General features: G+C 60.2%; 24 protein-coding genes and 1 pseudogene. 12 read left to right on the forward strand and 13 right to left on the reverse strand.

All coding sequences use genetic code 11. The features are described 5' to 3' along the window. Positions 1 to 118: 118 nt before the first annotated feature. Together AC5Y5C_RS14480 and AC5Y5C_RS14485 are read left to right on the forward strand one after the other, a co-directional pair. Positions 119 to 1,111: a CobW family GTP-binding protein gene (locus tag AC5Y5C_RS14480; RefSeq protein WP_499973307.1), complete on the forward strand. Its 993-nt coding sequence runs from the start codon at positions 119 to 121 to the stop codon at positions 1,109 to 1,111. Positions 1,112 to 1,264: 153 nt separating this feature from the next. Continuing rightward, complete coding sequence (locus tag AC5Y5C_RS14485) at positions 1,265 to 1,732, forward strand: hypothetical protein (RefSeq protein WP_499973310.1); 468 nt, start codon at positions 1,265 to 1,267, stop codon at positions 1,730 to 1,732. Positions 1,733 to 1,762: 30 nt separating this feature from the next. Here AC5Y5C_RS14485 and AC5Y5C_RS14490 read toward each other — a convergent pair whose 3' ends face one another. Continuing rightward, positions 1,763 to 3,241: a cytochrome P450 gene (locus tag AC5Y5C_RS14490; protein WP_499973314.1), complete on the reverse strand. Its 1,479-nt coding sequence runs from the start codon at positions 3,239 to 3,241 to the stop codon at positions 1,763 to 1,765. 116 nt (positions 3,242 to 3,357) lie between these two features. Between AC5Y5C_RS14490 and AC5Y5C_RS14495 the strand changes: the two genes are divergently transcribed. Further along, a complete protein-coding gene (locus AC5Y5C_RS14495) occupies positions 3,358 to 3,981 on the forward strand; it encodes a TetR/AcrR family transcriptional regulator (protein WP_499974527.1) in 624 nt (207 codons plus the stop codon). Here the strand turns inward: AC5Y5C_RS14495 and AC5Y5C_RS14500 are convergent. Continuing rightward, the gene (locus AC5Y5C_RS14500; RefSeq protein WP_499974530.1) at positions 3,952 to 4,827 is read right to left on the reverse strand and encodes a DUF4349 domain-containing protein; all 876 of its coding nucleotides are present in this window, start codon (positions 4,825 to 4,827) and stop codon (positions 3,952 to 3,954) included. The two genes, AC5Y5C_RS14495 and AC5Y5C_RS14500, sit on opposite strands and share 30 nt — an antisense overlap. A 137-nt stretch (positions 4,828 to 4,964) precedes the next feature. Here AC5Y5C_RS14500 and AC5Y5C_RS14505 point away from each other — a divergent pair, with 137 nt between their 5' ends. After that, positions 4,965 to 5,849, forward strand: coding sequence for an SDR family oxidoreductase (locus AC5Y5C_RS14505; protein ID WP_499973317.1), 885 nt, complete (start codon positions 4,965 to 4,967; stop codon positions 5,847 to 5,849). Here the strand turns inward: AC5Y5C_RS14505 and nadE are convergent. Continuing rightward, the gene (gene nadE, locus AC5Y5C_RS14510) at positions 5,846 to 6,667 is read right to left on the reverse strand and encodes an NAD(+) synthase (RefSeq protein WP_499973319.1); all 822 of its coding nucleotides are present in this window, start codon (positions 6,665 to 6,667) and stop codon (positions 5,846 to 5,848) included. The two genes, AC5Y5C_RS14505 and nadE, sit on opposite strands and share 4 nt — an antisense overlap. A 22-nt stretch (positions 6,668 to 6,689) precedes the next feature. After that, positions 6,690 to 7,304 (reverse strand): TetR/AcrR family transcriptional regulator, encoded by a 615-nt coding sequence (locus AC5Y5C_RS14515; protein ID WP_499973321.1) that lies wholly within the window; start codon positions 7,302 to 7,304, stop codon positions 6,690 to 6,692. A 115-nt stretch (positions 7,305 to 7,419) separates the two neighbouring features. Here AC5Y5C_RS14515 and AC5Y5C_RS14520 point away from each other — a divergent pair, with 115 nt between their 5' ends. After that, a complete protein-coding gene (locus AC5Y5C_RS14520; protein ID WP_499973323.1) occupies positions 7,420 to 7,980 on the forward strand; it encodes an NAD(P)H-dependent oxidoreductase in 561 nt (186 codons plus the stop codon). A gap of 4 nt (positions 7,981 to 7,984) precedes the next feature. Here the strand turns inward: AC5Y5C_RS14520 and AC5Y5C_RS14525 are convergent, their stop codons facing one another. Further along, on the reverse strand, positions 7,985 to 9,301 hold the full coding sequence (locus tag AC5Y5C_RS14525) for an MFS transporter (protein ID WP_499973325.1): 1,317 nt from the start codon (positions 9,299 to 9,301) through the stop codon (positions 7,985 to 7,987). Positions 9,302 to 9,427: 126 nt separating this feature from the next. Between AC5Y5C_RS14525 and AC5Y5C_RS14530 the strand changes: the two genes are divergently transcribed. Continuing rightward, complete coding sequence (locus AC5Y5C_RS14530) at positions 9,428 to 9,811, forward strand: SDR family oxidoreductase (RefSeq protein ID WP_499973327.1); 384 nt, start codon at positions 9,428 to 9,430, stop codon at positions 9,809 to 9,811. Positions 9,812 to 9,830: 19 nt separating this feature from the next. On the opposite strand, the gene AC5Y5C_RS14535 is transcribed toward AC5Y5C_RS14530, so the two are convergent. Next, entirely contained in the window at positions 9,831 to 11,027 is a 1,197-nt protein-coding gene (locus tag AC5Y5C_RS14535) for a tyrosine-type recombinase/integrase (protein ID WP_499973330.1), read from the reverse strand. Positions 11,028 to 11,222: 195 nt separating this feature from the next. On the opposite strand from AC5Y5C_RS14535, the gene AC5Y5C_RS14540 reads away from it, so the two are divergent. After that, positions 11,223 to 11,834: a TetR/AcrR family transcriptional regulator gene (locus AC5Y5C_RS14540; protein WP_499973333.1), complete on the forward strand. Its 612-nt coding sequence runs from the start codon at positions 11,223 to 11,225 to the stop codon at positions 11,832 to 11,834. A gap of 142 nt (positions 11,835 to 11,976) precedes the next feature. On the opposite strand, the gene AC5Y5C_RS14545 is transcribed toward AC5Y5C_RS14540, so the two are convergent. Then, the gene (locus AC5Y5C_RS14545) at positions 11,977 to 12,543 is read right to left on the reverse strand and encodes a recombinase family protein (RefSeq protein WP_499973335.1); all 567 of its coding nucleotides are present in this window, start codon (positions 12,541 to 12,543) and stop codon (positions 11,977 to 11,979) included. A gap of 262 nt (positions 12,544 to 12,805) precedes the next feature. Between AC5Y5C_RS14545 and AC5Y5C_RS14550 the strand changes: the two genes are divergently transcribed. Further along, positions 12,806 to 13,288, forward strand: coding sequence for a hypothetical protein (locus AC5Y5C_RS14550; RefSeq protein ID WP_499973337.1), 483 nt, complete (start codon positions 12,806 to 12,808; stop codon positions 13,286 to 13,288). A 128-nt stretch (positions 13,289 to 13,416) separates the two neighbouring features. Further along, a pseudogene (locus AC5Y5C_RS14555) lies at positions 13,417 to 13,560 on the forward strand (helix-turn-helix domain-containing protein); the annotation flags it as partial. A gap of 5 nt (positions 13,561 to 13,565) precedes the next feature. Here the strand turns inward: AC5Y5C_RS14555 and AC5Y5C_RS14560 are convergent. Together AC5Y5C_RS14560 and AC5Y5C_RS14565 are read right to left on the reverse strand one after the other, a co-directional pair. Continuing rightward, positions 13,566 to 14,087 (reverse strand): hypothetical protein, encoded by a 522-nt coding sequence (locus AC5Y5C_RS14560; RefSeq protein ID WP_499973340.1) that lies wholly within the window; start codon positions 14,085 to 14,087, stop codon positions 13,566 to 13,568. A gap of 282 nt (positions 14,088 to 14,369) precedes the next feature. After that, entirely contained in the window at positions 14,370 to 14,876 is a 507-nt protein-coding gene (locus tag AC5Y5C_RS14565) for a hypothetical protein (protein WP_499973342.1), read from the reverse strand. Positions 14,877 to 15,145: 269 nt separating this feature from the next. On the opposite strand from AC5Y5C_RS14565, the gene AC5Y5C_RS14570 reads away from it, so the two are divergent. Next, complete coding sequence (locus tag AC5Y5C_RS14570; protein ID WP_499973345.1) at positions 15,146 to 15,622, forward strand: YbaB/EbfC family nucleoid-associated protein; 477 nt, start codon at positions 15,146 to 15,148, stop codon at positions 15,620 to 15,622. A 51-nt stretch (positions 15,623 to 15,673) separates the two neighbouring features. Here AC5Y5C_RS14570 and AC5Y5C_RS14575 read toward each other — a convergent pair whose 3' ends face one another. Further along, positions 15,674 to 15,970: a WXG100 family type VII secretion target gene (locus tag AC5Y5C_RS14575; RefSeq protein WP_499973349.1), complete on the reverse strand. Its 297-nt coding sequence runs from the start codon at positions 15,968 to 15,970 to the stop codon at positions 15,674 to 15,676. Continuing rightward, on the reverse strand, positions 15,971 to 16,273 hold the full coding sequence (locus AC5Y5C_RS14580; protein ID WP_499973352.1) for a WXG100 family type VII secretion target: 303 nt from the start codon (positions 16,271 to 16,273) through the stop codon (positions 15,971 to 15,973). It abuts the gene before it with no gap. 117 nt (positions 16,274 to 16,390) lie between these two features. Here AC5Y5C_RS14580 and AC5Y5C_RS14585 point away from each other — a divergent pair, with 117 nt between their 5' ends. Then, positions 16,391 to 17,740: a WXG100-like domain-containing protein gene (locus AC5Y5C_RS14585; protein ID WP_499973354.1), complete on the forward strand. Its 1,350-nt coding sequence runs from the start codon at positions 16,391 to 16,393 to the stop codon at positions 17,738 to 17,740. Next, entirely contained in the window at positions 17,724 to 18,686 is a 963-nt protein-coding gene (locus AC5Y5C_RS14590) for a pentapeptide repeat-containing protein (protein ID WP_499973357.1), read from the forward strand. The genes AC5Y5C_RS14585 and AC5Y5C_RS14590 overlap by 17 nt, the downstream gene beginning before the upstream one ends. Positions 18,687 to 18,839: 153 nt before the next feature. Here AC5Y5C_RS14590 and AC5Y5C_RS14595 read toward each other — a convergent pair whose 3' ends face one another. Together AC5Y5C_RS14595 and AC5Y5C_RS14600 are read right to left on the reverse strand one after the other, a co-directional pair. Next, on the reverse strand, positions 18,840 to 19,235 hold the full coding sequence (locus AC5Y5C_RS14595) for a hypothetical protein (protein WP_499973359.1): 396 nt from the start codon (positions 19,233 to 19,235) through the stop codon (positions 18,840 to 18,842). Between the two features lie 3 nt (positions 19,236 to 19,238). Next, positions 19,239 to 19,658 (reverse strand): hypothetical protein, encoded by a 420-nt coding sequence (locus tag AC5Y5C_RS14600; RefSeq protein ID WP_499973361.1) that lies wholly within the window; start codon positions 19,656 to 19,658, stop codon positions 19,239 to 19,241. Positions 19,659 to 19,680: the final 22 nt, after the last annotated feature.

A 19,680-nucleotide genomic window follows, 5' to 3' on the forward strand; every position in this document is an offset into this window, starting at 1 on the left:
ACGACCGGTAACTCCGACGGTACTTCGCGCATTCCCGTCCAGGGGGTCATCTCCACCATGAACTAGTTGCCGGCCTTACCTACACTGGTGGCGTGCGGAGAAGTGTCGAGAACCCAGCTTGATCCCGGTCACCATCGTCTCCGGTTTCCTGGGTGCCGGTAAGACGACGCTGCTGAACAACCTGTTGCGCAACACCCTGGGTGTGCGAATCGGTGTCGTAGTCAACGACTTCGGGGCCATCAATATCGACGCCATGCTGGTTGCCGGTCAAGTTGACTCGACCATGACGATGTCCAATGGATGCCTGTGTTGCACCGCTGACGACGATGAGCTCGCCGGCATGCTGACAGCTCTCGCCAGCCGCGATATCGATGCCATCGTCATCGAGGCGAGCGGGCTCGCTGAGCCCTTGCCGCTGGTGCGCATGGTGCTCGCGGCGGCGGCCGAGGACAGCCGGATCGGTTACGGGGGACTGGTCACCGTCGTCGATACCGCCCAATACGAGGACGTCGCGGCCCGGCACCCGGAGATCGCCCAGCACCTCTCCCTCGCAGATCTAGTGGTCCTCAACAAGATTGACCTGGCCGATGCAGCAGACCGCACTCACCTGCGCGCTGTCGTCAAGGAACGCAACCCTCGCGCGTCGCTCGTGGAGACCACCGGCGCCGATGTCGACCCCCGGCTGCTGTTCGATAAGAAGGAACGCCCCGCGCCGATCGGTCAGCTCTCGCTGGAGGACCTCATCCGCGAGGATCACGGCCACCATCAGCATGCGCATCACCATTACGAGACCGTCGAATTCGCGACAGAGCAAGCTCTGCATCCTCGGCGCCTGATTGAGTTCCTCGACAGCCAGCCCGCCGGTGTGTACCGCATCAAGGGCGTGGTGCGGTTCGGTGACAAGACGCTCGCCGTGCACACTGTGGGGGACCACATCAGCGTTGAGGACGCAGCGAAGGCAACAGGTTTCTCACAGGGGGCGAGTTTCGTGCTCATCGGCACGCACCTGGATGGCGACACCATCACCGAGCGCCTACACGCTCTCGTCGACGATCCGCCGGATCCCGATCACGAACGATCGATGCTGGTCCTGGGAAAGTATTTGCGCTAATCAGAGGCCGCGTCTAGTGTTTCCTCTGTGCAGCACTTCTCCGGTCAACTCGTAGTAGCAACCCGCAGCGGGGTCTGATTCAGACCGACCCCTCGCTGTGGGTCGAAGCTACTGCCTGTCGGTCACCTTCCCTTTCGGATGAAAGACCGGCACATGCACTCCTCAACAACAATTTCCCCGCAGCTCGATCCTTCAACAGGTCCTGATCCGTTCGCGGACCGCTTCGGCGTCCCGTTGCCGCGCGGTCTGCGCGAAGAGGCCGGCGACATGTCGTGGGCCTCGTTCTGTCAGACGTACGAGCGCAGCGGGGGATCGTTGAGGCTGGGCCAGTGGTCCGAAACCGACGGGGTCTACCAAGCGACGCTCGCGATCGGTGAGCACATCGAATCATCGACGGCTGCCGCGTGCGGGCCCATGGCGGCGCTGACCGCCATGCTGTCCGAGCGCGGGATACCGATGGAGACTCTCAGCTTTCATCAACTACATGACGGCGACCAGACGTGCACCTTCGTGTGCGGTACCAACGGCACCAGCACCGCCTGGGCGATGGGCCGTGCGCACGATGCCACCACGTCGTCGCTCAAGGCGGTCACTGCCTGCGCCAACCGTCTTGGTTGCTAGCCTCCAGCGCACTCAGCGCACTCAGCGCACTCAGCGCAAGGGGCGCAGGACGATTGGCATGCCGTCGATCGGCAGCGGCATACCGGCGTAGTCCCACTTGGCCTCGTAGTCGGGATGGGCCAACTCAAAACGGTACTGCCGCAACAGTCGGTGCATGACGGCCTTGATCTCCAGCTGGCCGAACACCATGCCGATGCACTTGTGCGCACCCCCGCCGAACGGCGAGAAGGCATATCGGTGACGTTTGTGCTCGTTTCGCGGTTCCGCGAACCGGTCGGGATCGAACTTGTCCGGATCCGTCCACAATTCGGGCAGCCGGTGGTTCATACCGGGCCAGATGTTGATCATGGTTCCGGCCGGAATGTGGAACCCGAGCAGATCGGTATCGCGCACCGCGGAGCGGATGTTGAAGGGCAGTGGCGTCACGAGACGCAACGCCTCGTTCATCACCAGATCGAGGCTTTCCAGCTTCTCCAGTGCGTCGATGTCCAGCGGGCCGTCGCCGAGACGGTCCGACTCGTCCCGAACCCGTTCTTGCCATTCGGGATTCGCGGCCAGGTAATAGGCCATCGTCGTGGTGGTCGACGTGGTGGTGTCGTGCGCCGCCATCATCAAGAAGATCATGTGGTTGACGATGTCGGTGTCCGTGAAGGCATCGCCCTCATCGGTCTCGGCGTGACACAGCGCCGTCAACATATCCGCACCTGATTCCTTGTGGCGTGCAATGCCGACACGCTCGGCGAAGTACTCCTCGAGCAGCTTGCGTCCCTGCAATCCCTGCCACCATTTGAAGGGAGGCAGGCCGAAGCGGAAGATGGCGCCACCGGCGCGGGTCGTCGCGACGAACGCCTTGTTGACCTTCTCGAGCCGCTCATGTTGGGAATGCGGCTCATTGCCCATGAACACCACCGAGGCCACATCCAGGGTCAGTTCCTTGATGGCCGGATAGAACAGGAAGCGGTTGTCGTTGGTCGGCCACTGGGCGACGATCTCGGTTGCGACCGAATCGATCTGCTCCACGTAGCCGGCCAGACGGCTGCGCAGGAACGCCTGCTGCATGATCAGACGATGTTCGCGGTGCTCCTGGAAGTCCAGCAGCATCAGCCCGCGGCTGAAGAAGGGCCCGATGACCGGAACCCAGCCTTGCTGTGAGAAGTCCTTGTTGGCATTGCTGAATACCGCCTGGGTGGCGTCGGGGCCCAGCGCGGCGACGATCTTGCCGATGGGGGTCTGTGACCAGCTCACCGGGCCGCGTTCTTGATACATGTTGAGGACCCAGTCGATTCCCCCGCGGAACATCTCGATCATGTGCCCGAGCATCGGCAGGCCCTGATCACCCATTACCGGCTTCAAACCGCTTCCGGGCGGCGGCGGCGCCAGTTCGGTCAGTGGCCAGTCGCGATTGTTGAGGTAGTTCTCGACGTATGCCATGCCCGGCAGGGTGTTCATGGTGGGAAGACGTCGTTTGGCCTGGTCGATGAGGTAATCGGTGCTGCTGATCGTCGCCATTGGGCGTGGCTCCTTCGCTCGCGACGAGCACTTCGGTGTGCTCTAGATCATCTTCGCCACAGAACTTGACGGGTGTCAAGTTCTGTTCATACGGTGTTTCAGTGCAAACTGTGCAAGTGGTCAGTCCAGCGCGCAGTGGCACGCAGACCCGTGGTGATCGTCAGCGCGACGCGATCATGACGGCTGTTGCCGAACTCATCGCGGAAAACCACAGCTTCGCCGAGCTGTCGGTGAGTGCGATCAGTGAGCGAGCCGGCGTCGGCAGGTCGGGGTTCTACTTCTACTTCGACAGCAAGTATTCGGTGCTCGCGCAGATGGTCGGCGACGCCTTTGCGGAACTCGACGAGCTCACGCACTACTTCGCGCCGCGGGGCGAGGAGGAGACTCCCGAACAGTTCGCCAACCGCATGGTGGGTAGCGCCGCGGCCTCCTTCGCGCATAACGACCCGTTGATGAAGGCGTGCCAGGAGGCGCGCATCACCGATCCGACGATTGCCGGTTTGCTCGACGACCTCACCGACGTGGTCATCGAGAAGATCATCAAGATCGCCGAGATTGAAGTGAATGAACGTGGCGCGCAGCCGATTTCGGAGGATCTGCCCGCGCTCGTGCGATCATTGGTGGCGCTCACCGCGTCCACCGTGTCGGGCGACAGCTCATTCGTCGGGCGTGACACTGATCCCGCGCGGGCGCTTAGGGTTATCGAGACCCTATGGCGTGTCAGTCTTTTGGGGCGATAGCGGCGCGGTCCCTGATCGACGCTGCTGCACTGCCCGGCGAGCGCCGTAACCGATTCCGCCGAGCACGGCCAGCGCGCCGAGCCAGGGGAGCAGCAACCCGAACAGCAGCAGCACGCTATTGCCCGCCGCGACGAGCCCATCCCAGCCACGCTCGATCTGTCCGGAGAATCCCTGGTACTCGGGAGGTGTCGGAGGCAGGCCGGCTTCTTCGGCGAGGAATGTGACGGTGACCGAGCTGTAGGCCACTTGTTCTCCGAGCTGGTTGCGCTGTGCCCGCAGGCTGTCGAGGTCGGCTTGACGCTTGGACAACTCGGTTTCGGCCCGAATCAGGGCTTCGGTGTCCTTGGAATCGCGCATGATCCCCAGGAGCCTGTCGACGGAGGTCTGTAACGCGGCGATTCTGGCATCCAGATCGACTCGCTGCGAGGTCACGTCATCGCTCTTGGTGTCGGCCGACTTGACCTTGCCCAGTTCCTTGAGATCGCGAAGAGCGCCGTCAAGCTTGGCGGCGGGCACTCGCAGCACGATGGAGGTGCGCGCACGGCTTGATCCGGATCCGGCGTCCTCGGAGCGGCTCTCCACCCGGCCGTTGGCCGATTCGGCGAGGGCGGCCGCCTTGTCGGCGGCTTCGGACGGGTTGGGCACGGTGATCGTCATGGTCCCGGTTTTGACGATGTCCCGTGTGGCCGCTGTCGGCGGGCCGTATTGCGGGGCCTGTTGCATCGAGCCACGCATGGGCGCCGCCGGGGGTTGGGTGTAGGTGGGAGCCGCGGTGGCGGAGGGGCCACCTTCCTGAGGAGCTTGGCTAAGGCTGCGTGAGCCGCCCCCGCATGCCATGGCGGCTATCAGCACTACTGCAATTGTAGTTGCCCAGGGTAACCAACTGCGGCGAGATCGGGTGCCATCCATCGTCATATTCCGAAGGTACCGTTTGCTAGTGGACCGCGCAGAAATTCAGGAATCACGGCCGGTACGGTTCAGTAATGGCATACGACTTCACCGGTAAGCGATGCTTCGTCACCGGGGCCGCCAGCGGGATCGGCCGGGCCACCGCGCTGCGTCTGGGGCGCGAGGGCGCCGAGCTGTTTTTGACCGATCGCGCCGCAGACGGGCTCGAGTCCGTTGTCGAGGAGATCAAGGCCGCCGGAGGGAAGGTCAGTGCCTACCGGGCGCTCGATATCTCCGACTATGACGCGGTGGCCGCCTTCGCGGCCGACATCCTGGCGACGCATCCGAGCATGGATGTCCTACTCAATATCGCGGGGATCTCCGTGTGGGGATCCGTGGACAGGCTTTCCCATCAGCAGTGGCGCTCCGTGGTGGATATCAACCTGATGGGGCCCATCCACGTCATCGAGAGTTTTGTGCCCGCGATGATCAAGGCGCGTGGCGGTGGTCAGATCGTGAACGTGTCCTCGGCGGCCGGGCTTGTCGCCCTGCCGTGGCATGCCGCCTACAGCGCCAGCAAGTATGGACTGCGTGGCGTTTCGGAGGTGCTGCGCTTCGATCTGGCTCGCTACAAGATCGGCGTCACCGTGGTGGTGCCCGGCGCCGTCAACACTCCACTGGTACGCACCGTCGACATTGCCGGAGTGGACCGCGAGAACGAGAACGTGGCCAAGTGGATGAATCGGTTCGTCGGCCACGCGGCCACGCCCGAGACGGTGGCCGACTGCATTGTCAAAGGCATCCGCCACAACCGCTACCTGGTGTACACGGGGATCGACATCCGCGCGCTCTATCTGTTCAAGCGAACGCTGTGGTGGCCCTATAGCGTTGCGATGCGGCTCGTCAATCACGCCTTCACGAATGCGCTGCGTCCCGGATTCCAGAAATCGGATTCCAATCCGCCCTCGCCGGGCTCCTAGCGCCACCAGCCGTCGAACGGGGTGACCGGCACGGTCCGCTTATGCCGGGTCTGCAGGTACCACCGTTCGATACGGTCGGCGGCCTCGACGGTGACCGCTTTGCCCTCCAGGTAATCGTCGATCTGTGCGTACGTCACGCCGAGTGCGGCCTCGTCGGGGAGTGCGGGCCGGTCATCTTCCAGATCGGCAGTGGGCACCTTGTGGGAGATGCTCTCCGGGGCGCCGAGATGAGAAAGAATTTGTGCGCCTTGTCGTTTGGTGAGTCCGGTGAGCGGGGTGACGTCGACACCGCCATCGCCGAACTTGGTGAAGAATCCCGTGACGGCCTCGGCGGCGTGATCGGTGCCGACCACGAGCAACCGGTGCTGACCGGCGACGGCGTACTGGACGACCATGCGTTCCCGGGCCTTGATGTTTCCGCGCACGAAGTCCGACGGTGTCTCGCCGAGTGCATCGGCGACAGCATCGGCTGCGGCATCGGAGGCGCCCTTGACGTTGATGACGAGGGAGCGGTCGGGATCGATAAACCTAAGGGCCACTTGGGCATCGCTCTCGTCGGCCTGGACGCCGTAGGGCAACCGCACGGCGATGAACTCGGCCTGCGTCCCTTCGAGCCGTGACTCCTGCGCCGCCAGCTGGCATAACCGCCCGGCCAGGGCGCTGTCCTGTCCACCGGAGATGCCGAGCACGAATCCCGCTGTCCCGCTGACTCTTAGATAGTCCTTGAGGAATCCCACCCGTCGCGACACCTCGGCTGCCGGATCGATCGTGGGGGAGACGTCGAGGGCAGACCGGATCTCTTCGCGAAGGGTGCTCATTGCCCGACTGTAGAACGCTCGGTCAGCGTGCGCACACCTTGCACGCCAGGTCCTCCCACGCGTCGCCGAGCTGGGTCAGTGACTGGCCGTTGGCGGTGGTGGCGAAGTGCACGTACCCCGGATCGATGATCGACATCAGGGCATGGGTCTGTGCGTCGAGGTCTCCGGTGCATTCGAGCTGGCTCAGCAGCATCCGGATGTGCGCGCGGACCAGCAGGGTGGGCGGTGCGTTGTGCCAGGCGTCGGCATCGGCGGTGGTGGCGCGTGCGAGGTCGAGGTGGCGTTCCAGGAAGGCGAGCCGGGCGCGTCCGAACGCTATGAGCCGGGTCAGCGGAGGTGCATCGGGTCCCAGGGGCGGTGGCCCGAACATGAATGCTTGCTGTTCGATGTGCTCTTCGTGGTCGAGCAGTGCCAGCAGCAGTCCGGTGCGGCTGCCGAATCGGCGGAAGAGGGTCCCCTTGCCGACGCCTGCCGCGTTGGCGACGGCATCCATGGACATATTGTCCGGACCGACGTCGTCGAGGATCTGCTGTGCAGCTTCCAGGAGGAGAACGCGGTTGCGCGTGGCAACGGCACGTTCCCGGGCAGGATTCTGCGCAAGGTCGACAGAAAGCAGGGGTATTTCTTGACCAGGCATAACTCCTCGATAATAGCGCCGGGGAACAATGCGGACCGCAGTCCGTATTATAGAACGTGACAGAGACACAGGATGTAGGTACGACAAACGTGCCGTTCTGGTGAAAGGTGTTCCCATGGCCGAGAAAGTGGCAGAGAAGAACGTGCTGGCAATTGTCGGAAGCCTGCGTAAGGCATCGGTCAATCGGCAGCTTGCTGAGGCTGCGGCTGAGAACGCGCCGGCGGGTGTGAGTGTGAGTATTTATGAGGGGTTGGGCGATCTTCCGCATTACAACGAGGACTTAGATGGTGTGGGTGGTGCACCTGCGGCCGCCGAGGCTTTGCGGGTGGCTGTTGCCGCTGCTGATGCGGTGTTGTTGGTCAGCCCCGAGAACAACGGCACTATCTCGAGCTCGCTGAAGAATGCGATCGACTGGTTGTCGCGCCCCTTCGGTTCTAGCGTCTTCAAGGGCAAGCCGACCGTCGTGATCGGGACTTCGGCGGGCCGCTACGGCGGTATCTGGGCGATCGATGAGACGCGCAAGGCGGCCGGGATTGCGACGGCGAACGTGCTCGAGGACGTCAAGCTCGCGGTGGCCTCCTCGGCTTTCGATGGTAAGCACCCGCGTGAGCATGCCGAGACGGTTGCCGAGCTGACCAAGGCACTGGACGCATTGACAGCCGATTCTGACAGCTAATGTGTCACCCGCTTGTTGATCCGGCCCATGTTTCTTTCATGGCGGAGACGGAGGCGACGCTGATGGCGCATATCACCAGCAGCATCAGTCCGACGGCCCAGCTGCCCAGAGTGCTCTGCAGGGGGCCGGCGATCAACGGCGGGATGGCGCCCCCGAATACGCCGGCCACGTTGAACGCCACGCCGGTGCCGCTGTATCGGGTGCCCACGGGATAGGACTCTGGAAGGAAGCTCGCCATCGGTCCGAACGCGAGCCCGAACAGCACATAGGTGAGCACCATGGCTGTCAGGTAGGCCCAGAATGGACCACTTGCCAGCAGTGGAGTGACCAGTAGGGTCCACGGGAGTATCAGCGCCATGCTGGTCAAGATCACCCGGCGCCGGCCCAGTCGGTCGCTGAGGATTCCACCCACCGCGGCGGACACCATGAGGATCACGGCCCCGAGCACACCGGCGGTGAGTATGGCCGCGCGAGAGAAGTGCAACTCCGATCTCGCGAATCCGGGGAAGTAGGTATTGGTCATAAAGGACAGCGTGAAGATGATCAGCATCGTGCCGCAGGTCAGCACCAGGGTGCGCGGGCTCTCCGTCATCACGTGCCGCAGAGGTGATTTCACCAGCTTGTCCTGAGCCTTCGCCTGGGCGAACTCGGGTGTTTCGGCGATGTGGAGCCGGATGTACAAACCGACCGCGACCAGGAGGCCACTGGCGATGAAGGGCACCCGCCATCCCCACGACAGGAACGCCGGGCTGTCTTCCCCGACCGTGACGCTGACGATGAGGAACACGAGACTGCTGAGCAGTAGCCCGGTTGAGCTTCCGATGGGCACGGCCGTCGCGGCGCGGCCGCGAGCACGGCTTGGTGAATACTCGGAGGAGAGTAATGCTGCCCCACTCCATTCGCCGCCGACCGCGACGCCTTGCACGAGTCGCAGCAAGACAATGGTCGCCGGTGCGGCCGCCCCGATCGAGGCGGCGCCGGGAACCATGCCGACCGCCATGGTGGCGAGCCCCATGGCGATGAGGGTGACTACCAAGGTGCCTTTACGGCTGAATCGATCTCCGTAGTGGCCGAACAGAGCGGCGCCTACTGGCCGGGCCAGAAAGGCCGTGCTGAAGGTGGCTATGGAGGCGAAGAGCGCCAGTGAATGGCTGAGATTTGGGAAAAAGACGGCCGGGAAGACGAGTGCGGCCGCTGTGCCATAGATATAGAAGTCGTAGAACTCGATGGCCGACCCGACCGCACTGGCCATGAACACTCTGCGGGAGCTGACGTCTCCGCCCGTCAAGGGCTGCTGCGGCTCCGCGGGGGCTGACGTCATCGCGGGGTGATCGGGCTCGGTTCCATGCGTGGCAGCTTAGGGTGCGCTGGCGCTAGGCCCTGAACCTGCGGAACCTCTGACTGAGGCCAACGGCGAGTGTCGGTGATGCCCAGTAGCCTGCCGGGCATGACCGTTCTCGTCACCGGCGCTACCGGAAACATCGGCCGGAAGGTTGTCGACCATCTCGTTGCGCTGGGCGTCAGCGATATTCGAGCCTTGACTACCTCGCCGGAGAAGGCCGCGTTGCCGGATGGCGTGACGCCGGTCCTCGGGTATCTCGGCAAGCCCGAGAGCCTTCAGGGCGTGTTCGAGGGCGTCGAACGGATGTATTTGGCGCCGCTGCCGTCCACGGCGGCGGTGGTGCTGGAGATGGCGCACGCCGCTGGGGTGCGGCACGTGGTGGCGCTGGCGGGCGATGCGTCGTGGTGGGCCGAACAGGCCTCGGTCGTCGAGAACAGTGGCGTCGGCTGGACACAACTCGGTCCGGGGGAGTTCATGGAGAACTTTTAAAATACCTGTTCATGGCGGATTATGCAGCTTTCGTACGCACTACGTACGCACTGCCGTTGGCTTGGTCGAAGATGTCGGCGGCTGCGGCGCGGGTGCGGTCGGCGGCGTTGGGCCACAGGTGTGCGTAGGTGTTGAGGGTGACGCTGGCCGAACTGTGTCCTAGTGCCCGTTGGACGGTGACGACATCGCATCCTGCCGCGATGAGACCGGAGGCGAAGTAGTGCCGCAGGTCGTGCAGGCGGTAATCGGCGTTCGCTGTCGTACGGGCTTGGCCCCACCACTGCTCGATGACATGGAAATGGACGGGGAGTTCGGCTGTCTTGCCCGGAAATAGCCATGCATCGGGCTTGGCGTCCGGTAGGTAGGTGTCGATGTGTGCGCGCAGCAGTTTGAGTAGGCCATCGGGTGCGTAGACGGTGCGTTCTGACTCGTACTTGGGTGCCCGAATCTCCAAGCCGCCGTCACCGCGTTGGAGTTGGCGCAGAACGTGTATTTCGCGCTTGTCGAAGTCGATGTCACCTATTTGGGGTGCGGCTGCCTCTCCAGGGCGCAGACCGGCGAAGGCGCACAACGCGACATAGGCGACGTAATTGTCCGTGGTGCCCGCAAGCAAGCTGTCCACTTCCGTAGGGGCAGGAATGGTCATCGCCGCTGAGGCCTTGCGCTGCCGGGGCAGTTTCACGCCGTCTGAGACATCGTGGGCGAGTTTGCGTTCCCGGACAGCGGCCCGGATGACATTGCGTACATTGGTGACTCTGGTGCTGATGGTGGATGCCTCTAAGGGCTTATCCTGCATGGTCTTTACCCATGCCTGCACATGGGCTAGTTCCAGGTCCGAGAACGGGATGTCTTTGAACGTCGCGCAGTTCACGGCAAGGTCCATCGCGCGCCGCGTGCCGTGCACCCACACTTGATCCTTCGACCATTGTTTGTAGAACACGGCCAGAGTGGTTTTGCGGTGCTTGGCGTCGATATGGGTACCCGAGACGATGGCTGCGGTTTGATCATTGAGCCATGCCTCAGCGGGTGCTTTGGTGGCGAATCGTTTGGTTTGTTCCTTGCCTTGCGGGGTGATGTACCAAGCGCGCCAGCGCGATTGCTTGCCCTTGGGGTTGCGTGGGGAGCTGCCGGGTACGGCCAGTTTGGTGGGGGTGCCGTCTGGCCGGTACCACATGTCGGCTATCCCGCGTTTCCCTGGTGTGCGCTGTGCTGCCATGAACAGAAACCGTACGCACATACGCACATAAAACGCAATATCGCAGTCAATCACCTGAATTGAAATTGAAAGTGTGCGGACTGTTTTTGGGTGGGGAGAGAAGCACTGATTTGCAGCAGTGTCAGGGTGTGCGCGGCTCTGGGGGTACCCGCCAGGCAAACGTCGGGTTGGGCGATGGCGCTTTATGCTGGTGGTATGGATGAGCAGGGGCAAAGTGTTGTGGTGGGTGCCGTGGGCAAGATGCGTCGTAGGCAGGCCCTCGATACTGCTGTTGTGTTGTTGGGCACCGGGGGTGAGCGGGCGATGGCGTTTCACGGTGTGGATGATGCGGCGGGAATGCCGAGGGGTAGCACGTCGAATCATTTCCGCACGAGGGAATTGCTGTTGGTGGGGGTGTGTGCCGAGGTGTTGGCGCGACGAGCACGCATATTCATCGACTCAGCGTGGCCCAACGGACTGGGCAACCCCCTGGCGGCAGGCGAGCTGGTCAAGTCCCTAACGGGTTACGTGCTTGATGCCACCGACCCGTCAATGACCGCTAAGGGTGTGGTGGCGCGTGCACATCTGTCATTGGCCGTGCTGGCTCAATTCCACCCTGAGCTACGCCAGATGCTCGCGGCCAGCGATCAACGTCTACAGCACTCCCTACACACGGCTCGACGTGTCATCAATCCAGCTGCCCTCGAATGGCATACCGCGATGATCACCGACTACCTCTTCGGTGTCATCACGGCCCAGATCACCACCCCACGCGAGAAGTTCAACCCGCGCCGTGGAATCGCAGCCCAGCTCGCCGCTTTCTCCTGACCCGGCACGGGTGCACAAGCACCGGCACCTCATGCCGACTTCTTGCCCGGTAAAGGGCGCTCACAGTATGAGGACCCTTGCGCGGCTATACCGAGTCGTTGCAGGGCATTCCGCACCGGAAGGGAACCGGCGCAGGTCAGCCCTACCGGGCGGCGGGTTGGGTGGTTTTGTAGTTGTAGACCGATTGACGGCTGATCCCGTACTCACGCGCCAACGCCGTCACCGGTTCGTGGCTGTCCAGTCGTGCCCGCAACTCGTCGGCCTGCGCATCGGACAGAGCGGCTTTGCGGCCCTTGTACTTCCCGGCAGCCTTAGCCAACGCGATGCCCTCACGCTGGCGTTCTAGGATCATGGACCGTTCGAATTCGGCTACCGCCCCGAGCATCGAGAGCAGTAGCGTGTTCATGGGTGAGTCTTCTCCGGTGAAGGTCAAAGATTCTTTGACGAACTCCACCCGCACACCCTGTCCGGTCAGCTCCCGCACGATGCGCCGTAAGTCCTCCAGATTGCGTGCTAGCCGGTCCATGGAATGCACCACCAGCGTGTCCCCGGTACGCAGGTATTCGACCGCACGCGCCAACTCAGGACGATGCACGTCTTTACCGCTGGCTTTGTCCGTGAACATCTTGTCTACCGCGATGCCGTCAAGTTGGCGGTCGGTGTTCTGATCCACCGTGCTCACTCGCTGGTATCCGACACGCTCACCCATCGCACTGCCCTTTCGCCGCTATCCACACCAAACTGTCCAATAGGACTCTAAGATATGCATAGACACATGTCAATCAATGCCGATAAATACTCTATTTGGACACTTCGTGATGGCTGCTGAGGTGTCAGGTATGGGTGTACCCCAGATCGACACCGCTGCGAAGTCGGCGGGGCGCAGCGTTACAGGTTGGGCGACCTGAGGCCCCTTAGCGCTGATACGCAGCCCGGCTTTCGTTGTCATAACCGGTCGTTAGCATCCGGGTATGACTCAATCACTGGCTACATTGATCGCTGCAATCGTTGCCGCCGCTGGTGCTGTGTGTACAGGTGCTATGTCATGGAGAGCGAGTTCTCGCAATAGTCAACTTCGTGCGGATGAGGCTCACCGAGACGAGCTGAGAGAACAGCGTGAAGCGGCGATAGAACGGGTTCTATCCGACGATTTGGTGCGACAGCACATGGGGCTTATTCAGTTGCGACACCTGAAAGAGAATCCTTCGTCGTCCGTGAGGGAAGTCGAGTTGATTCAGAAAATCGGTGACCGTGCGTGCCAGGCCATAATAGGCAAGATTGTCCTGCGCACTGCCGACGAGATGTCAGAGTTGGCACAGGAAAACTCAGAATATCGAGAGGGTATAGAGGCGGCTGCTCAGAACCTGCGGAGACAGGCCCACGTGCTAATTGGAGGCGGAAAGATCGCATCTTGCGATACTGGCGATACTGGGATCAGTCAAATCCCGGCATGAACATTGGTACAGCTATCTAGTTTCTATGACTCGCGGGCGGATCTGCGAAAGCTAAACTTTGAGGCGGTCGGCTAAGTGGGGAGCAACAAATAGCCCCTTTGTGGAGCTTCCGTTGGTCCAACTCCCCGCTTGGTCGGCCGATGTCCCTTAGCGCCCAAAACATCGCCTTAGCGGCCCGTATGTACGCCTCGGGGGAATCAGCCACCACCATCGCTAAAGCGGTAGGTGTCAGCAGGGCCACCGTGTACTGGGTGTTGACAGACGGGAAATGATCAGATTAGTCCCAGATATTCCACAAGTCGTTGTAGTTCAGACGCCTGAATTTTGAGCCCCTAAGAGAGCGTCGTTCTATTGCGCGGAGAAATCGCACATAAAAGGGAATCACTCCTTCTTTATCTTCGTAAGAACTGTTGCCGCGATCCAATCCTGTTGAGCCTGGTTTGTGTGGGTACTCGACCTCAATTCGACGAAGTTTACGACGCAATTGTCGATGACGGCTACGGACAGGTGCTGTAGTCCAAACAACAATTACGGTTGCTCGACGTCTTTCCCAATGCCATTGATCAAGTTTGCCTTCATACGTGAAACCTATATCAAGTTTCACGGCCGAGCCTGATTTCAGGACAGGAATACGATGTGTCCAGTAGTCAATTGAGAATGGCGCATCATCGCGGCCTTCTGGTGATATTGCTACGTCGCAATATGAACCGAACACTCGCACGTCGTATGCGATTCCATCGCCGTGATTGCTGAGCAACAACCCACCCGAAAGGATTTTCTGGTGCCACTTGCTGTCCACCCTGAATAGTCGATAGTGACCTTCTGAGGTAATATATGGAATTCCCTCTAGTGTGATCATCGGCCGAGCGCGATCATAATATCGAATTGCCAGCGTAACAGACACCGATACTAGTGCGGACAAGGGCAGCGCTTGCAAGAGGTAGTGACTTGTCATGCCTTAGTGTAGTGCGCCGAGTAGACGCTAATCCATTTGGTGCAAGCATCATTCGATGAGAAGGTTGGCACCGAACAGCCCACCGTACTTCGGCAACCTTTTCACCAACGATCAGTGCACGGGCGATTACTCCCGGATTTTTCCGCCGTCGATGTCATTGAGAAGATCACGTATGAGGCGAATCTTTCCTACAACGCCCATGCGTTGACCATTTACTAATGAGAAGTTTTCTTTGGTAGGAGGATCGGGGTATCGAATTCCGATGATCCCGTTTCTTAGGCTGTCTATTTCCGCTCTTAGCGGGTCGGATTTGTAGGATCGGGCATTCCAACGTACTCCTCGTTGATATTCGATCTTGAGTGGCCCAGCTATACCGTTTGCCAGTATGCTGCCCAGCGCATCAGCGTAGTTGTATCGTTCGGCAACTAGGCTTTCTAGAACTGGTTGGTAATCGATGGTAATGCCATCTTTTGCTACGTCATTGATGGTATCTAACAGGGTGCGCAGCTCCCTGCGCAGGCGAAGTTGCTCATCATCGACAGGTTTTCTCTTATTGAGTTTGTGTTCTGACCAACTGATGATCAAACTCAGAATACTTATCAAGATCGCGGCTATAGACAGCACGTTAGACACGTGGGTATTGTACGAGTTTGTTCATGCCGAGGCAGCCGGAACATGCCGGTTTCCATCCCCTTGGGCTAATTGGGCGGCACCCTCGCGCGCACCGATTGGGCTAATTGAGCGACACCTCGCGCGCACTGAGAGGGGGTGGGGAGGTACCCCTCAAGGCCCTTAGTGCACGCCTCACTCGGCCAGCGCCCCGTCTCTCTCTATCAAAATAGCTGGTGGAGGCACTAGGGCCTACCTTGGCGGGCTTAGGTTTGCGGTTGTAGCGTCATGGTATGGACTTTGACGTGTCGGTGGACGTGGATGCGGCACGTCGGGTGGGGGACTGGCTTGCCGATGCGGTCGGCAAGATCGAGGGAACTGCCAAGGTCGGTGCGCATGCGATCACTGGTGGGGTGGGCAAGGTCACGGTGTCGGCGCAGGGCCGCTTGCTGAGACTTGAACTGACGCCGCAGTCCGCGCCGCCACGTGCGGATCGGTTGGCGGCGTGGATTGAGCAGGCTTATGTGCAGGCGTGTGAGTCTGCGGTGACGCAGGTGCGTGAGCAGATCAAACGGGTAACCGACGCCAACCCGGAATTGGCAGGCATGTTTGATCAGCTGGACCGCGATTTCGGGAAGCTGTCCACGACGCTGCGTGCCCCTAAGCCTCGTGCGGTACGGGAACGCGAGGAACAAGCGCCGCCTGGGGATTGGGACGAGCAGGAGTGGAATCCGGGGGCAGATCCGTTCGGGCGCAACCGAACCCGATAAAACACCACCTGTACCCGTAACCCTTAGCGGCTTAGCGCTTAGCTGTTTGGGTTAGTGGCCCCACATTTTCAGGTTGGCGTTGATCGCGCTGCTGTAGTTGCCGTGCGCGGTCTGGGCACCTTCTCGGATCTTGCGCAGTCCCTCTTGTAGATCCTCGACTCCGGAGCGCCATTGGGCTTGCCAGGCTTTGTGGGCGCGTTCGGTTTCTCCGGTCCAGGGCATCGTGTTCACGTAGCCGTCGATGAGTTCGACGTTGGCGTCGGTGCCTTTGGTGAACTGATCCATATGGGTGATCAGCGCATCGAGTGCTTCCAGATCGACTTTGTAGGCGTCATCGTCGCTGCCCATCTACAGCCCCTGTTCGTCAACAGTTTTGAAAGTGTTGGCCCCTGCGGTGACTACGTTGAGCACCCAATCCAGGGCGCCGGTGATCTCGTGCACGCCGCGTTGCCACTGCTGCCAGCCTTCATCGAGTTTGTCGGCAGCGGTGCCGGTCCAGGACCCACCCACCACCTCGTCACCATCGGTTTTGAGCCGGGTGAACGCGCCCTTGATCTCGGTGTTCACATCGGCGATGTCGTTGGTTGACCCGATCACGCCCGCGTACTGCACATACAACCCGTCACCGGACCCGGTATCTGGTGCTGCCATTGCTGCCTGTCCGCCCCTCTGTGGTGGTGTGTGCAAACTAGTCGTGTTGCCTGGTGCTGGTTTACGCTGACCTGAGCAACTAGCAGTCTAAGGCCGGACGTGGAAGGGGGCGCGGGGATGGCTCCGGTTGATGTTGATCCTGAGGTCTATTACGCCGCCTCGAACTGGGTCACGTTCAGCGGTTTCAACTTCGAGTCTCTGCTCAAAAGTATGCACACCAGCATGTCCCAATCAGCCGGGATGGCGGGTACCGATAACACCGGCAAAGAGTTCAGTACGGGCTATGACCAGGCGGTCAAAGACGCCGTGACGATTCTGGCTGGTCTAGCGGATATGACCAACAATGCCGGGGACATCATCAAGGTCAACGGCGATAACCACAAAGCCGCTAACCAGGCCTCTACCGGAAACGGCGGAACCACCCCGCAAGCATCGGTGCCATCACGCTCTACGACCCAGGTACCGAGTATTCCATCCGCTTATGGGGGTGGTGGTTCGCAGCCTACGGGGCTCGCGGCGAAGGCGTGGAGCTTCATTGAAAGCATGGTCGGCTACATCTGGCCCGATGGTGATGAGCACACACTGACCTTTGTCGGTGGGGTGTGGACCGGCACCGGCAGCGCCATCGAAGATGCCGCAAGCTATCTGGACAAAGCCAAAGCGATGCTCGCCACTCAACAATCCCCCGAGATTGCGCCTGCCACCGCCTATTTGGATGATCTCAAAGGCAAGTACAGCCAAGTAGCCTCTGCGTGCCGGGAGCTGGGCACCAGCTGCACCGATCTCGCCAAAGCCATCGAAGACGCTCACCGAGAACTCATCTCCGAGCTAGAACAATTCGCCGCAGAGTTTCTGGTCGGTGAAGTCATCTCCCTGGTCCTAATCGAGGTTGGCGGGGAACTATGGGGCAACGCCATACTCGCGGCCCGCGCCACCGCCGTGGCCCGCCGCTGCGCCGCCATTATCGAAAAACTCATCGAACTCGGCAGGGCAGCCGCCCGCGCTGCTAAAGCCGCCGCCGAAAAAATCGCCCACCTACTCGGCCAAATGAAAAGCGTCGTCGCCGCGCTTGTTAAGCGCTCCAATGTCGACCGAAATGTTGAAGCCCTCACTAAATACACCAAACAAGCACTCGATGAGTTTGCAAAGGGCGATATTAGGCTAACGGATAAGCAGCTTGCAGACACTGCCCGATACAACGCCCACAAGGGTACTGTGTTAGATATGCGTGTGAAACAGCTGGTAAGTCAAGATCATAGCTTGGATGATCTGACTAGCACCGGGCAATTCAAATATGGCCCTGACTTCGTAAATACAAATCCAAAGGCTGGCGAGTTGCCTTGGTATGATGTGACGACAATGAAGAGTTGGGCAGCCCACGCCAAGTATGAAGCTACGCATGGCGGACCTGGTGGAGGAATTATCTATGACGCGCCAGAAGGAGTGATCTTTGTCCCGCCAAAGTAAGGAGTTGCAGACTCGCTGGGATAGTTACGACGCCGAGGACGTACTCCAAGCATTGATCAAAGGCAAGCCGGTGTCGCCCTTTGGCGCCATAGATGGGCGTGTTGATCTGCGCGGCATCACGATTGATCAGCCCGGCTCCGTGCGTGAGAGTGAATATTTTAATCGAATATCTAAAGTGTTCCGGTTCACAGGGCGATCTATTTCTAATGTAGATTTATCCTACTCGGTACTTCCTGAATGGCGAATTGCTGACACAAGAATTGAAAATTCCGTTTTCGCAGGAAGTCGATTGCCATCCTTGCGTGTGTACTCATCCGAGTTTGCGGATTGCACGTTTATGGATAGTGCGTTAACCGGGGCGTCTTTGACAGGTAGGTCAGGCCGTTCTACTGAAGCTAGCTCTAAATATCTTAAATGTGACTTTACGCGAGCCGATTTACGTAAGGTTAGTGTTGATGGCGGATATTTCGTTGGCTGTAGTTTCCGCCAGAGTCGTTGGCGAGATACCCGGACGATGTCGGCTGTTTTCGAAGACTGCGATTTCAGTGGAGCTCTTCTGCAATCTGTCCATTTCGACGGAAGAATGTTGGGCGGGCCAGGTAAACCTAATCAACTTGGCCATAATTCCATGCGAGGATGCAATTTTTCAACTGCTAAATTAGAGGATACAAGCTTCTACGGGGTGGATTTCCGAAATTTAACCCCTCCTGCAGGTGAACAGTATCTGCTGTATAGCCAATTTCCCTCGCGGACGGCTCACGCATTAGAGCTTTTGAAAGCTAAGTCAAACGATAGTCAAATTGATGAACTTGCTTATCGCCTATTGGAGAATACAACGACAGGGTACGATCTGTTGCCTGGTGACGCAGTTGGGTTGATTAGCCGTGACAATTTCCCGCCCGACATAGCTGGGAAAATTCTCACGGCAATGGGTTCGGCCACATAAGTAGTAGTAGGTCCCCTATTGAGAAGACTTAAGAGAGCGTGTGTGTTGTTGCTGGTCAGGGGCTTGGTGATGGGTGCTGAACACCCATGTGGTGGGTACTGAACACCCATAAACAGGCTGTTCGTGGGTGCTCAGTACCCATGTCGGGGGTTTCTAGGCTGCCGATACCCGCCGCTTAGCGCGTTTCTGTGCGTTCTTACGTTCGTGCACCGGGCAGGGCTTGGACTCATTGCCCAGTGGCCCGGAAATTTCGTGGCTAGGCACGATCAAACACTCATTGCAGGAACCCTCCGCCAACCATCCGTGCCGGACGGCGACCTTGATCGCGTCGCGGATGGTGGCGGAGTCGCGTCTTTTGAATGGTTTCCCGTCCTTGGGCGGTGTGCCCAGAATCCACGACAAGCCGCCACGTTCGAAGACGGCATGCCCGTTAGCCTCATGGCGTCCGTAGGCCAGGCTGGCAAGGCGCAGCCACAACGGAATGTTGGGATTGGCAGATTTGTCCTCCCATCCCCGCTGGTAGTGCTTGGCCCACATTCGCATGCCCATGAACTATGAACCTTCGGTCTGTGTGTGATCGGCGTCGATGTGCTGACGGGAAAACAGCGGCATGCTCGCCCCGGCACTCGGCGTGTACGAACCTGTCACAGGCATGCCGTAGGCGCGGAACGCTGCCAGCGTCACGCCCATGTGTTGTGCGGCCTCGGTCTCGGTCAACAGCGCCGGTGTGTGTTCGTCGGTGCACTGATGGCACCACCGTGGACTTACCCGCCCGTAGCGGTCACGGGGAAACTCGCCTGCGGGCTTGCGTGTGCGGCAGTCCTGGCACACCTTGCCCGGCAACTGGTTCTCCCCGAACAATGCACGCTGTTCACAGCCTCGCGTTCCTGAAAAATTGCGCTGTGCCGCACGCGTAGCGGGGGCCGAGGCATAGGACACCGGAGACGCAATCGCGTTGGCTGTGGCGGTCACTGGGGGCGCAAGAATCGTAGTC

The organism is Mycobacterium sp. NGS15, assembly GCF_059813245.1.

What these genes read in the sequence shown, in the direction of transcription:
- AC5Y5C_RS14540 (WP_499973333.1), top strand. Translation starts at nt 11,223, where the DNA reads ATGGATGAGCAGGGGCAAAGTGTTGTGGTGGGTGCCGTGGGCAAGATG.
- AC5Y5C_RS14520 (WP_499973323.1), top strand. Translation starts at nt 7,420, where the DNA reads ATGGCCGAGAAAGTGGCAGAGAAGAACGTGCTGGCAATTGTCGGAAGC.
- AC5Y5C_RS14575 (WP_499973349.1), bottom strand. Translation starts at nt 15,970, where the DNA reads ATGGGCAGCGACGATGACGCCTACAAAGTCGATCTGGAAGCACTCGAT.
- AC5Y5C_RS14485 (WP_499973310.1), top strand. Translation starts at nt 1,265, where the DNA reads ATGCACTCCTCAACAACAATTTCCCCGCAGCTCGATCCTTCAACAGGT.
- AC5Y5C_RS14580 (WP_499973352.1), bottom strand. Translation starts at nt 16,273, where the DNA reads ATGGCAGCACCAGATACCGGGTCCGGTGACGGGTTGTATGTGCAGTAC.
- AC5Y5C_RS14550 (WP_499973337.1), top strand. Translation starts at nt 12,806, where the DNA reads ATGACTCAATCACTGGCTACATTGATCGCTGCAATCGTTGCCGCCGCT.
- AC5Y5C_RS14490 (WP_499973314.1), bottom strand. Translation starts at nt 3,241, where the DNA reads ATGGCGACGATCAGCAGCACCGATTACCTCATCGACCAGGCCAAACGA.
- AC5Y5C_RS14515 (WP_499973321.1), bottom strand. Translation starts at nt 7,304, where the DNA reads ATGCCTGGTCAAGAAATACCCCTGCTTTCTGTCGACCTTGCGCAGAAT.
- AC5Y5C_RS14505 (WP_499973317.1), top strand. Translation starts at nt 4,965, where the DNA reads ATGGCATACGACTTCACCGGTAAGCGATGCTTCGTCACCGGGGCCGCC.
- AC5Y5C_RS14530 (WP_499973327.1), top strand. Translation starts at nt 9,428, where the DNA reads ATGACCGTTCTCGTCACCGGCGCTACCGGAAACATCGGCCGGAAGGTT.
- AC5Y5C_RS14570 (WP_499973345.1), top strand. Translation starts at nt 15,146, where the DNA reads ATGGACTTTGACGTGTCGGTGGACGTGGATGCGGCACGTCGGGTGGGG.
- AC5Y5C_RS14525 (WP_499973325.1), bottom strand. Translation starts at nt 9,301, where the DNA reads ATGACGTCAGCCCCCGCGGAGCCGCAGCAGCCCTTGACGGGCGGAGAC.
- AC5Y5C_RS14535 (WP_499973330.1), bottom strand. Translation starts at nt 11,027, where the DNA reads ATGGCAGCACAGCGCACACCAGGGAAACGCGGGATAGCCGACATGTGG.
- AC5Y5C_RS14545 (WP_499973335.1), bottom strand. Translation starts at nt 12,543, where the DNA reads ATGGGTGAGCGTGTCGGATACCAGCGAGTGAGCACGGTGGATCAGAAC.
- nadE (WP_499973319.1), bottom strand. Translation starts at nt 6,667, where the DNA reads ATGAGCACCCTTCGCGAAGAGATCCGGTCTGCCCTCGACGTCTCCCCC.
- AC5Y5C_RS14595 (WP_499973359.1), bottom strand. Translation starts at nt 19,235, where the DNA reads ATGGGCATGCGAATGTGGGCCAAGCACTACCAGCGGGGATGGGAGGAC.
- AC5Y5C_RS14585 (WP_499973354.1), top strand. Translation starts at nt 16,391, where the DNA reads ATGGCTCCGGTTGATGTTGATCCTGAGGTCTATTACGCCGCCTCGAAC.